The organism is Streptomyces sp. NPDC030862 (genome assembly GCF_055571835.1).
Map to the genome: position 1 here is coordinate 95001 of NZ_JBVIEN010000002.1, position 11689 is coordinate 106689.

At 72.1% G+C, this 11689-nt stretch carries 9 protein-coding genes; 3 read left to right on the forward strand and 6 right to left on the reverse strand.

Going from position 1 to position 11689, the window contains the following annotated elements; genetic code table 11:
* Positions 1-16: 16 nt before the first annotated feature.
* Complete coding sequence (locus tag ACZ42X_RS04700; protein ID WP_361427695.1) at positions 17-571, reverse strand: peroxiredoxin; 555 nt, start codon at positions 569-571, stop codon at positions 17-19.
* A gap of 134 nt (positions 572-705) precedes the next feature.
* On the opposite strand from ACZ42X_RS04700, the gene ACZ42X_RS04705 reads away from it, so the two are divergent.
* Complete coding sequence (locus tag ACZ42X_RS04705) at positions 706-1665, forward strand: LysR substrate-binding domain-containing protein (RefSeq protein WP_468284316.1); 960 nt, start codon at positions 706-708, stop codon at positions 1663-1665.
* Here the strand turns inward: ACZ42X_RS04705 and ACZ42X_RS04710 are convergent.
* Both ACZ42X_RS04710 and ACZ42X_RS04715 read right to left on the reverse strand, forming a co-directional pair.
* A complete protein-coding gene (locus tag ACZ42X_RS04710) occupies positions 1662-1898 on the reverse strand; it encodes a type II toxin-antitoxin system antitoxin (RefSeq protein WP_468284318.1) in 237 nt (78 codons plus the stop codon). The two genes, ACZ42X_RS04705 and ACZ42X_RS04710, sit on opposite strands and share 4 nt — an antisense overlap.
* Positions 1895-2842 (reverse strand): SPFH domain-containing protein, encoded by a 948-nt coding sequence (locus ACZ42X_RS04715; protein WP_468284320.1) that lies wholly within the window; start codon positions 2840-2842, stop codon positions 1895-1897. The genes ACZ42X_RS04710 and ACZ42X_RS04715 overlap by 4 nt, the downstream gene beginning before the upstream one ends.
* Before the next feature lie 206 nt (positions 2843-3048).
* Here ACZ42X_RS04715 and ACZ42X_RS04720 point away from each other — a divergent pair, with 206 nt between their 5' ends.
* Positions 3049-5283, forward strand: coding sequence for a transglycosylase domain-containing protein (locus ACZ42X_RS04720; protein WP_468284322.1), 2235 nt, complete (start codon positions 3049-3051; stop codon positions 5281-5283).
* A 66-nt stretch (positions 5284-5349) separates the two neighbouring features.
* On the opposite strand, the gene ACZ42X_RS04725 is transcribed toward ACZ42X_RS04720, so the two are convergent.
* From ACZ42X_RS04725 to ACZ42X_RS04735, 3 genes are all read right to left on the reverse strand, one after another.
* Entirely contained in the window at positions 5350-7590 is a 2241-nt protein-coding gene (locus ACZ42X_RS04725; RefSeq protein WP_468284324.1) for a SpoIIE family protein phosphatase, read from the reverse strand.
* A gap of 233 nt (positions 7591-7823) precedes the next feature.
* Positions 7824-8516 carry a cytidylyl-2-hydroxypropylphosphonate hydrolase gene (gene fomD, locus ACZ42X_RS04730; protein ID WP_468284326.1) on the reverse strand — a complete coding sequence of 231 codons (693 nt, stop codon included), beginning with the start codon at positions 8514-8516 and terminating at the stop codon, positions 7824-7826.
* Between the two features lie 83 nt (positions 8517-8599).
* Entirely contained in the window at positions 8600-10012 is a 1413-nt protein-coding gene (locus ACZ42X_RS04735) for a class II fumarate hydratase (protein WP_468284328.1), read from the reverse strand.
* Positions 10013-10117: 105 nt separating this feature from the next.
* Between ACZ42X_RS04735 and ACZ42X_RS04740 the strand changes: the two genes are divergently transcribed.
* The gene (locus ACZ42X_RS04740; protein WP_468284330.1) at positions 10118-11653 is read left to right on the forward strand and encodes a ricin-type beta-trefoil lectin domain protein; all 1536 of its coding nucleotides are present in this window, start codon (positions 10118-10120) and stop codon (positions 11651-11653) included.
* Positions 11654-11689 lie beyond the last annotated feature (36 nt).

Sequence of the window (11689 nt, forward strand, 5' to 3'; positions counted from 1 at the left end):
CAGGGGGTCGCTTTCGTCACTCGCCGGAGAGCAGCTTGACCGGGTCGAGGGTGTCCTCGCCCTTGGTCCAGTTGCAGGGGCACAGCTCGTCGGTCTGCAGGGCGTCCAGCACCCGCAGGACCTCCTTGGGGTTACGGCCGACGGAGCCGGCGGTCACCATGCAGAACTGGATCTCGTTGTTCGGGTCGACGATGAAGACGGCACGCTGCGCAAAGCCGTCCTCGCCCTCGACGCCGCAGTCGCGCATGAGCTCGTGCTTCGAGTCGGCGAGCATCGGGAAGGGCAGGTCACGCAGGTCGGCGTGGTCCTTGCGCCAGGCGTGGTGCACGAACTCGGAGTCGCCCGAGACACCGAGGATCTGGGCGTCGCGGTCGGCGAACTCGTCGTTCAGCTTGCCGAAGGCGGCGATCTCGGTGGGGCAGACGAAGGTGAAGTCCTTCGGCCAGAAGAACACCACGCGCCACTTGCCCTCGTAGGACTTGTGGTCGATCTGCGCGAACTCCTTGCCGCTCTCCAGCGACACACAGGCGGTCAGGTCGTACGTGGGGAACTGGTCACCGACAGTGAGCACACGCTCTCCTTGCAGCGGGGAAGTCCCTTTTGAGGTCTTCCGTGGGGGTTGAACGGAGCCCCAGCATGGCACGGCGTGCATTGATCAGTGAAATAGCTAGACTGGGTCGTGTTGATCGAAGGTGGTTATCAGTGGTGTCCGTATATAAGGGTAAGCAGCCCAGTCTGGCCCAGCTCCGCGCGTTCGTGGCGGTGGCCGAGCATCTGCACTTCCGGGACGCGGCGGCGGCGATCGGCATGAGCCAGCCGGCGCTTTCGGGCGCGGTTTCGGCCCTCGAAGAGGCACTCGGTGTCCAGTTGCTGGAGCGTACGACACGCAAGGTGCTGCTGTCCCCGGCGGGTGAGCGGCTCGCCGTACGGGCCAAGGCCGTGCTGGACACGGTGGGTGAGCTGATGGAGGAGGCGGAGGCGGCGCACGCGCCCTTCACCGGGGTGCTGCGGCTCGGCGTGATCCCGACCGTCGCGCCGTACCTGCTGCCCACGGTGCTGCGCCTGGTGCACGAGCGCTACCCGGAGCTGGACCTCCAGGTCCACGAGGAGCAGACCTCCTCGCTGCTGGAGGGCCTGGCGGCGGGGCGGCTCGACCTGCTGCTGCTCGCGGTGCCGCTGGGGGTGCCGGGGGTCACCGAACTGCCGCTGTTCGACGAGGACTTCGTGCTGGTCACGCCCGAGGGGCACGAGCTGGGCGGCCGTGACGACATCCCCCGCGAGGCGCTGCGCGAGCTGCGGCTGCTGCTGCTGGACGAGGGGCACTGCCTGCGCGATCAGGCGCTGGACATCTGCCGTGAGGCCGGCCGCCAGGACGGCGCCGCCGTCACCACCACCGCCGCGGGCCTCTCCACGCTGGTGCAGCTCGTCGCGGGCGGCCTCGGCGTGACGCTGCTGCCGCGGACGGCGGTCACGGTCGAGACCGGCCGCAACGAGCGGCTGTTGACCGGCCGGTTCGCCGACCCGGCGCCGTCGCGGCGGGTCGCCCTGGCGATGCGTACGGGCGCGGCGCGGCAAGCCGAGTTCGAGGAGCTGGCGGACGCGCTGCGCGAGGCGATGGCGGACCTGCCGGTGCGGATACTTCCGGCGGAGGTCCCGGGTCGCTAGCCCCGCTCCTCCGGTGGCTGCTGCGGCCGCGCCGCCTTCGGCGGCCGGCCCCGGCGCGGGAGCGGGCCCGGGGCGGCCGGGAGGCGGCCCGCGTCCGCGAGGGCCTTGCGGAGCAGGAACTCGATCTGGGCGTTGGCGCTGCGCAGCTCGTCCGCCGCCCAGCGCGCCAGCGCCTCGTGCACCGCCGGGTCCAGGCGGAGCAGCACCTGCTTGCGCTGCGAGCGCTCGGTCACTGGTAGAGCGTGCCCGTGTTCAGCACCGGCTGGGCCGCACGGTCACCGCACAGCACCACCATCAGGTTCGACACCATCGCCGCCTTCCGTTCCGGGTCGAGCTCCACGATGTCCCGCTCCTCCAGGCGGTCCAGCGCCGCCTCGACCATGCCGACCGCGCCGTCCACGATCTGCCGGCGCGCCGCCACCACGGCGCCCGCCTGCTGGCGCTGGAGCATCGCGGAGGCGATCTCCGGAGCGTACGCCAGGTGGGTGAAGCGGGACTCGATGATGTGCACGCCCGCGGCCTGCACGCGCGCCTGCAGCTCGGCGGCGAGCTTCTCGGTGATCTCCTCCGCGTTGCCGCGCAGCGACAGGCCGTCCTCGTCGTGGGCGTCGTACGGGTACTCGATCGCGATGTGCCGTACCGCCGCCTCCGTCTGGGTGGAGACGAACTCCAGGAAGTCGTCCACCTCGAACGTCGCCTGCGCCGTGTCCTCGACCTTCCACACCACGACCGCGGCGAGCTCGATCGGGTTGCCGTACGCGTCGTTGACCTTGAGGACCGCCGTCTCGTGGTTGCGCACCCGCGTGGAGATCTTCTGGCGGGAGGTGAAGGGGTTGACCCAGCGCAGCCCGTCGTCGCGGATCGTGCCGCGGTAGCGCCCGAAGAGCTGCACCACCCGGGCCTCGCCGGGCGCCACCATGTTCAGCCCGCACATGGCGAGGAACGCCGCGATCCCGACCGCGACGCCGGTGAGGATCAGCGCCACCTTCGCGCCGGTCGAGCCGACCGCCGCGCCGGCGACCACCAGGCAGACACCGGCCGCCAGGCCGACCAGGCCGAGGAGCAGGGCGAGGCCGCCGCCGATGCTGTGCGCGGCGAACTCCCGGACGCTCGGCTCGGGCATCTCCGGGACCTCGGGCGTGTCCGGTGCGTCGGGCGTCGGTGTGGTGTCGGACATGGGTGTCCCCCGTTCGTGAGGTCTAGCAAACTGATATCACTTTAACGGTGATCGCAACCGTTCGGCATCCTCAGGAGTCGGTTCCATTGACACGGGTGCTGATTCTCACGTCCCGAAAAGGCGTGATCCGTTGAGTTTTGCCGGTTCTCCCGGTGTTAGTTTGCTGAGCTGCTGATCTGGTCGACGAAGAGCGGAGCGACGAAGCGATGGGCCAAGCGAAAGCCCGCGGGACGAAGAGCGAGGGCGGGGGCATACGCCGCTTCTTCACCTGGAAGAAGCTGCTGGGCACCTTCTTCGGCTTCTGCCTGCTCGTGATGGGCGCCTTCTACGTCCTCTACCTGCTCGTGCCCGTCCCCGACGCCAACGCCATGGCGACCAAGCAGAGCAACGTCTACAAGTTCAGCAACGGCAAGATCTTCGCCCGCACCGGCGAGGTCAACCGCGAGATCGTCGGCCTCGACAAGATCCCCAAGGACGTCCGGTACGCCTTCGTCGCCGCCGAGAACAAGACCTTCTTCGAGGACTCCGGCGTCGACATCAAGGGCACCGCGCGCGGCGTGCTCAACACCATCACGGGCAAGGGCAAGCAGGGTGGCTCCACCATCACCCAGCAGTACGTCAAGAACTACTACCTCACCCAGGACCCGACGGTCAGCCGCAAGCTCAAGGAGCTGGTGATCTCCCTCAAGGTCGACCAGCGGCTCGACAAGAACGAGATCCTGGCCGGGTACATGAACACCAGCTACTACGGCCGCAACGCGTACGGCGTCCAGGCCGCGGCCCAGGCGTACTACGGCGTCGACGCGAGCAGGCTGAACGTCGCCCAGGGCGCGTACCTCGCCGCCGTCCTCCAGGCGCCCAGCCAGTACGACTGGACCTCCGCCAACGCCACCGGCCGCAAGCTCGTCACCGAGCGCTGGAACTACGTCCTGGACAACATGGTCGAGGAGGGCTGGCTCTCCCAGGCCGAGCGGGCGAAGCAGGAGTTCCCCGTGCCGGGCAAGCCGAAGGCCGCGCCCGGCGCGGAAGGCACGAACGGCTACCTCGTCGAGGCCGCCAACCAGGAGCTCATGCGCCAGGGCATCCCCGAGGCGCAGCTGAAGGCCGGCGGCTGGTCCATCACGCTCAACATCGACGAGAAGCGCCAGAAGGAGCTCGTCGCCGCGGTCGACCACCAGCTGGAGGAGAAGCTCGACCGCAAGGGCGACCAGGCCGACGCCACCGTCCAGGCCGGCGCCACCTCCGTCGACCCGAAGACCGGCAAGGTCGTGGCCCTCTACGGCGGCATCGGCGCCACCGAGCACTGGCTGTCGAACGCCACCCGCCGCGACTACCAGCCCGCCTCGACCTTCAAGCCGGTCGTCCTCGCCTCCGCCCTGGACAACGGCGCGACGACCCAGGACGGTCGGAAGATAGGCCTCGGCACCGTCTACGACGGCACCAGCAAGCGGCCCGTGGAGGGCGGCGACACGCCGTTCGCGCCCGAGAACCTCAACAACCAGAGCTACGGCCCCGTCACCGTGCAGAAGGCCACCAACAGCTCGATCAACTCCGTCTACGCCCAGATGATCGTGGACGTCGGCCCCGAGAAGGTGAAGAAGACCGCGCTGGACCTCGGCATGAAGGACGGCGACGCCTTCGTGGCGCAGCCGGCGATGTCGCTGGGCACCATGGGCGCCTCCCCCTGGGACATGGCGGGCGTGTACGCCACCTTCGCCCACCACGGCGAGAAGGTCACCCCGACGATCGTGCAGTCCGCCGAGCACAAGGACCGCAGGGTCGAGCCCGTCGACGCGATCGGCGAGCGGGTGCTGAGCCGCGAGGCCGCCGACACCGTCACCAAGGCGCTGACCGGCGTCGTCTCCAGCGGCTCCGGCGTGAACGCGGCCGGGAACTACCAGGCGGCCGGCAAGACCGGTACGTCGGAGAACAACCGCTCGGCGTGGTTCGTCGGCTACACGCCCGAACTGGTCACGGCGGTCGGCCTCTTCGGCGAGAAGCCCGACGGCACGGGGCAGGTCACGCTGACCGACACCATCAACCCGGGCCGCGCCAACGGCGGTGGCGTCCCCGCGAAGATCTGGCGCGAGTACACCACCGGCGCGCTCGGCGGCGGCTCCGACGCCCGCTTCGACCTGGAGGCCGCCGACACCGTCGTCTCCGAGCCGCAGCCGACGGACACGCCGACGGAGAGCCCCACGCCGACCGAGGAGCCCACCGACGACGCGTCCGAGCCCGCGGAGGAGCCGAGCGAGACCTCGACCCCGACCGAGGAGCCCAGCGAACCGGCGGACGAGCCGACGCCGACGCGTACGCCGACCACGCCCGGCGTGCCGACCGGTGAACCGACCGACGGCGCGACCGGCGGTGACGACGGCGACCCGGGCGGGGACGTCGACGAACCGGCGAAGCCGGGCGACGTCAAGCCGCCCAGGCCGTGACGTACGGCCCATGAGCCGACGAAGGCCGGGCCCCTCCGCGCGAGGGGCCCGGCCTTCGTCGTACCGTCACACGCGGGTGGGCAGCTCGAACCACACCACCTTGCCCGTCGACAGACGCGTCGCGCCCCACCGCCGGGCCAGCCGGTTCACCAGGAACAGCCCGCGCCCGCCCTCGTCGGTGTCGCGCGCCCGCCGCTGGCGCGGCAGCTGCGGAGAGTCGTCACCGACCTCGCAGCGCAGCACGTCCGTGCGCAGCAGCCGCAGTGTCACCGGCCGCTCCGCGTACCGCACCGCGTTGGTGACCACCTCGCTGACCAGCAGCTCCACGCTGTCCGACAGCTCCTCCAGGTCCCAGCGGGCCAGCGCCCGCCGCGCCAGGCGGCGCGCCCGCCCGGGCGCCGCGTCCTCCGGCTCCAGGAACCAGTAGGCGACGTCGCTCGGCGCGATCCCGTCGAAGCGGGCGGCGAGCAGCGCGATGTCGTCGTCCCGGTCGCCGGGCCCGAGCATGTCGAGCACGTCGTCGCAGAGCGCCTCCAGCGGCGGCGGGTGGTCCGGGCCGGTCAGCTGGGCGGTGGCGGCGAGCCGCTCCCGCAGCTGCTCTATCCCCGTCCAGACGTCGCGCAGCCGCGACTCGACCAGGCCGTCGGTGTAGAGCAGCAGCGTCGCCCCGGCCGGGGCGTCCAGCTCGACCGCCTCGAAGTCCACGCCGCCGACGCCGATGGGCGCGCCCGGCGGGACCCGGAGCACCTCCGCCCGCCCGCCGAGGTGGAGCAGGACCGGCGGCGGGTGGCCGGCGTTGGCGATGGTGATCCGGTGCGCGACCGGGTCGTACACCGCGTACAGGCAGGTCGCCATGCGGTTCTCGCCGAGCCGCTGGGCCTGCTCGTCGAGGTGGTGCAGCACCTCCTGCGGCGGCAGGTCGAGCCCGGCGAGGGTCTGCGCGGTGGTCCTCAGCTGGCCCATGATCGCCGCGGACGTCATGGAGTGGCCCATCACGTCGCCGACGACCAGCGCGACCCGGCTGCCGGGCAGCGGGATCGCGTCGTACCAGTCGCCGCCGACCCGGGCCGTCTCGGCGGCCGGCAGGTAGCGGGAGGCGAGCTTCACGCCCGTCGGCTGCGGCAGGTTCTCCGGCAGCATGGTGCGCTGGAGCTCGTCCGCGATGTACGCCTCGCGCCCGTACAGCACCGCCTTGTCGATGCCGAGCGCGGTGTGCGTGGCCAGCTGCGCCGCCACCAGCAGGTCGTTCGGATCGAAGGCGTGCCGGTCCGGGCGGCGCAGGAAGACCGCCGCGCCGATGACCCGGCGCCGCCCGCGCAGCGGCGCGAGGATCGCGCGGTGGCCGGACGGCACGGAACGGCCGTCGCCGAGCAGCTCGGGCAGCGCGGCGCGCGCGGCGGCGGAGTCCCCGAAGACGGGCCGCACACCGCGCAGGACCTCGGCGAGCGCGCCGCCGGGGCGCACCTCGCACAGCTCGGCGGCCGGCCCGAGGTCGAGGTCGGTGTCCGGGGCGATCGCCAGCGCGAACTCGGAGTCGTCGTCCGTTAAACGCAGCCGGTCGGTGCGGCGCAGCCGCAGCACGAACGGGTCGACGGGCCGCTCGTCCCCGACGGGCAGCGGGTCGCGGAGGTAGACGAGGATCGCGTCCGAGAACGTGGGCACGGTCGCCCGGCACAGGCCCAGCACGATCTCGTCGAGGTCTATGCCGCGCGCGATGCGCCGCGTGGCGGCCCCGACGAACCGCAGCCGGTCGCCCTCGCGCCGCGCGGTGCCGACGGGCTCGTGGGCGGCGGGCTCGCGCACACCACCGGCCGGCTCGCGACCGGCGGGATCCCGGCCGGCGGCCGGCTCGCGCCCCACCGCCTGGTGAACCGCCGGTTCGTGGCCGTCCGGCCCGTGCCCGTGCCCCGTCTGCGCGGGGACGCCCCCGAGCCCCCCGAGCCCTCCTGCCGCCGCGACCACGCCGCCGCCTCCGTCCCCACGCCCACCGGCGGGCGCCGCGCCCGTCCGTCGGCCGTTCCCGCCGCCACCGTCACCGCCGTCGCGCCCCTGCCCGGACGGGGCCGCCGCGGCTCTCGCCGCCTGTACGTCGTCGGAGCCGTGCCCGCACCGGCACCCGGGCACCGCGGCGCCCGCCGCCGCGGCCACCGGCGCGTGGTCGCGCCGCGCACCGGCACCCGCGCCTGCAGGGGGCGCCGCGGGTGCGGCGGGCGCCGCCGGGGGCGCCTCCTGCCGCGTCCGGGTGCGCTCCTGCGGGCGGGCAGCGAGCGGCTGCCTGCCGTCATGGGACGTGGGATGCTCCGTCACGCGTGGGATTCCGTCCATCCGGGCCGGTTGGGCGATGCAATCGCTCTGTCAGGCGCTATACCCGCTCTGAGGGCGGCGTTGACAAGGGGCGGGGGATCCGTGCGCAGATCAGGCACGCTCCACCCCCTCATGGATGACTTACGGTCAGGTCCTGCTCGGTGCTCAGTCGTTACGGACACGCGGCCTTGCGGAGGACGATCCTACGTTTGACCCCCAGGGGCGCATCAAGGGTCTCACGGAGCCGTCTGCGCCGGGCTGCGATCCCAGTCCGCGGGCAGTTCCGGAACCGTCCAGCGCGGATCGGGCCGCCAGTCCTCCCAGCCGTCCGCGAACGGCGTGCCCCAGGCCCGGATCACCTCGACCGCCGCCCGGCCCGCCTCCCGCACCCGCCGCGCCTGCGCGGGGCCCATCAGCCCGCTGCGCTGCGCCTGCGCGAACTCGTCCTCGTCACGCCACAGCCACGTACGGTCCGGAAAGACCGAGATGTCCAGGAAGTGGTCGACCGAGTCGACACCGCCGGACCAGCGCCGGCGGGGCTCCTCCAAGTTGACGTACCAGCTGCGGAACTGCCAGCCGCGCTCCCAGAACAGCCACACCGACCACGGCTCCTCCGGCCGCGCCAGCTTGAGCACGCCGCTGCCCGCCCACCGGGTGCGCGTGGTGGTGCGCGGCGCGGTGTAGCGGGTGGCGAGCGGCTCCTCGTGCACGGGAGTGCCGTCGGCGAGCACGGGTTTGACGCACTCGGTGCCGGGCGCCATCCAGACGGCGAGGAGGTCGTCGGTGTCCTGGACGACGGTCACGGGCCGGCAGATGTGGACGCCGTCGCCGCCGTTGTCCAGGTACCGCCACAGAATCCGCGTACCGGGCGCCCAGCGCCCGTCCGCACCCGATCCCGCCCCGCGTCGTCCCGTCGTCTCGGCTGTCATGTGCAGATATTAGGACCCCCCTCCCCCGCCCCGCTGCGGCGCGGATCACCGCAAGCGAGGTCGGCGGCGTACGAACCCGCAGGTCAGGGGCGGGTCATGCGCAGTACGTCGAGGGCTTCGTCAAGCTGCTGGAGCGTCAGGTCCCCGCGCTCCACGTAGCCCGACTCGAGGACGACCTCGCGGATGGTCTTCCGCTCGGCCAGCGACTTCTTGGCGACCTTCGCGGCCTCCTCGTAACCGATGTACTTGTTGAGCGGCGTGACCACGGACGGCGAGGACTCGGCGTACTCGCGCGCCCGCTCGCGGTTGGCGGTGATCCCGTCGACCGTGCGGTCGGCGAGGAGGCGGGAGGCGGCGGCGAGCAGCCGGATGGACTCCAGCAGGTTCTTGGCGATGACCGGGAGCATGACGTTCAGCTCGAAGTTCCCGGCGGCTCCGGCCACCGCCACCGTCGCGTCGTTGCCGGTCACCTGCGCGGCGACCATCAGCACGGCCTCGGGGATGACCGGGTTGACCTTGCCCGGCATGATCGACGAGCCGGGCTGGAGGTCGGGGAGGTTGATCTCGGCCAGGCCCGTGCGCGGCCCGGACGCCATCCACCGCAGGTCGTTGGCGATCTTCGTGAGGGATACGGCGATGGTACGGAGCTGACCGGACGTCTCCACGAGCCCGTCGCGCGCGCCCTGCGCCTCGAAGTGGTCGCGCGCCTCGGTCAGCGGCAGCCCGGTGGCGCGGGCCACCTCGGCGATGACGGCGGCGGAGAAGCCGGGCGGGGTGTTGATGCCGGTGCCGACCGCCGTGCCGCCCAGCGGCAGCTCGGCGAGGCGGGGGAGCGAGGCGCGCAGCCGCTCCACGCCGTACCGCACCTGGGCCGCGTAGCCGCCGAACTCCTGACCGAGCGTCACGGGCGTCGCGTCCATCAGGTGCGTACGGCCCGACTTGACGACGTCGGCGAACTCGGCCGATTTCCGCTCCAGGGCGGCGGCGAGGTGCTCCAGGGCCGGGACGAGGTCCCTGGTGACGGCGGCGGTGGCCGCGATGTGGATGGAGGAGGGGAAGACGTCGTTGGACGACTGCGAGGCGTTGACGTGGTCGTTGGGGTGGACGGCGTCCGGGCGGCCGAGTCTCGCGCCGAGCCGCTCCCCGGCGAGGGTCGCGAGCACCTCGTTGGTGTTCATGTTGGAGGAGGTCCCGGAGCCGGTCTGGAAGACGTCGACCGGGAAGTGCTCGTCCCAGCGGCCCTCGGCGACCTCGGCGGCCGCCTCCTGGATGGCGTCCGCGATCTCCTTGTCCAGGACCCCGAGCTCGGCGTTGACCTTGGCCGCGGCGGCCTTGATGCGGGCCAGGGCCTCGATGTGGGCGCGCTCCAGGCGCTGGCCGGAGACGGGAAAGTTCTCCACCGCCCGCTGGGTCTGGGCCCGCCACTTGGCGTGGGCGGGGACCCGCACCTCTCCCATGGAGTCGTGTTCGATCCGGTACTCCGGCGCATCCGTCATGTCGTCAGCCTCCTGCGAAAGTTGAGCACTTGTCTTGTTCCGCGTATTCCCAAGGTGCGTACCGGCCAGTAAAAACCGTGGGTAACCCCACTTCCAGGAGGCGCAATGACGCGCACCAGTCACCGGGTGCGAGGACCCGTCGCGGCCGTGGCCGCGCTCGCCGCCGCGCTCGCCGGGATGACGGCCGCCACGTCACCCGCGAACGCCGCGGCGCAAGCCCCTCGTACCACCGCATCCGTACCCCTTCCGCCCGAACTGGAACGGATCCGCGCGGCCGAGGCCACCGCGCTGTACGGAAGCCCCGAGGAACGTCCGCTCGCCGAGCGTAAGACCGGGCTCATCTCGCTCGGCGACAGCGAGATATCCGGCGAGGGCGTCGGTACGTACGAACCGCCCACCAACGGCCCCGACAACTGGTGCCACCGCTCGCCCGAGGCGGCCATCCACCGCACCGGCATCCCCGCCGACGTCACGTACAACGTCGCGTGCTCCGGCGCCTCCACCGCCAACATCCGCATCGGCGGCAGCAAGCAGTACGCCGACGAACTGGTCCAGAGCGACAGCCTCGCCATCAAGGCACGCAACACCCGCATCAAGATGGTGCTGCTGGTGGCCGGCGCCAACGACGACCTCCAGTTCGGGCCCGTGATGACCGACTGCGTCGTGCGCTACCTGACCTTCCAGGGCCCCTGCGAGCCCAAGTACGCGCCCGGCTGGCAGGCCCGCGTGGACGGCCTCGTCCCCAAGGTCGAGCAGACCCTCCGCGACCTGCGCACCGTGATGCGCGACGCCGGATACGCCGACAGTGACTACAAGCTCGTGGCGATGGGCTACCCCAGCCCCATCGGCCCCGACTTCTACGACAACCCCGGCTTCACCACCAAGATCGCCTGCGGTGGTCTCGGCTACGACTCCGACACCGTCTGGGGCCGCAACACCGCCGTCCCCGCCTTCGAACGCGGCATGCGGCGCGCCGCGGCGAGCACCGGAGCCGTCTACCTCGACAACTCCCGGCTCTTCCACGGCCACGAGGTCTGCATGGACGGCGCCTGGGCGCGCGGGCTCTACATCGACCTCTCCAAGCCGGGCCTGCCGGACGAGAACTCCGTCCGCCAGTCCTTCCACCCCAACGCCGCCGGTCACGCCGCCTTCGCCTCCTGCCTCACGCAGCTCTACCAGGCGGGCGCGGGCGTACGGGAGGCGAGCTGCGCCGACCCGGCCTCCACGGGCAGGCCGGAGCTGATCCCGGGCGCCTGGGACGACAGGTTCAAGCCGCTGCGCAACGCCGCCACCGGCACCTGCCTGGACGTCAACGCCTCCGTCACCCGCAACGGCACGGCGGTCGGCGGCTGGGACTGCCACGGCGGCCGCAACCAGAACTGGTGGTACGACAGCGCGCGCAAGTCCCTGCGCACGGAGCTGACGCACGACCGCTGCCTGGACGTCCCCGGCGCCGCGTACACCGCCGGCAAGGCCCTGGTCCTGTGGAACTGCTCCGGCGCGGCGAACCAGCAGTTCGTCCGCCAGGACGCCACCCTGCGCCCGGCGGCGGCCCCCTCGCTGTGCCTCACCCTGGGCGCGGCGAAGGACCCGCTGAAGCTCCAGCCGTGCGACGGCTCGGCGAAGCAGCGGTTCGCGTAACCGCTACGGACGCGGACGGGCCCGGCCACCGCGAGG

Coding starts and splice junctions, on each gene's coding strand:
- ACZ42X_RS04715 (WP_468284320.1), bottom strand. CDS start 2,842: ATGTCCGACACCACACCGACGCCCGACGCACCGGACACGCCCGAGGTC.
- ACZ42X_RS04720 (WP_468284322.1), top strand. CDS start 3,049: ATGGGCCAAGCGAAAGCCCGCGGGACGAAGAGCGAGGGCGGGGGCATA.
- fomD (WP_468284326.1), bottom strand. CDS start 8,516: ATGACAGCCGAGACGACGGGACGACGCGGGGCGGGATCGGGTGCGGAC.
- ACZ42X_RS04735 (WP_468284328.1), bottom strand. CDS start 10,012: ATGACGGATGCGCCGGAGTACCGGATCGAACACGACTCCATGGGAGAG.
- ACZ42X_RS04740 (WP_468284330.1), top strand. CDS start 10,118: ATGACGCGCACCAGTCACCGGGTGCGAGGACCCGTCGCGGCCGTGGCC.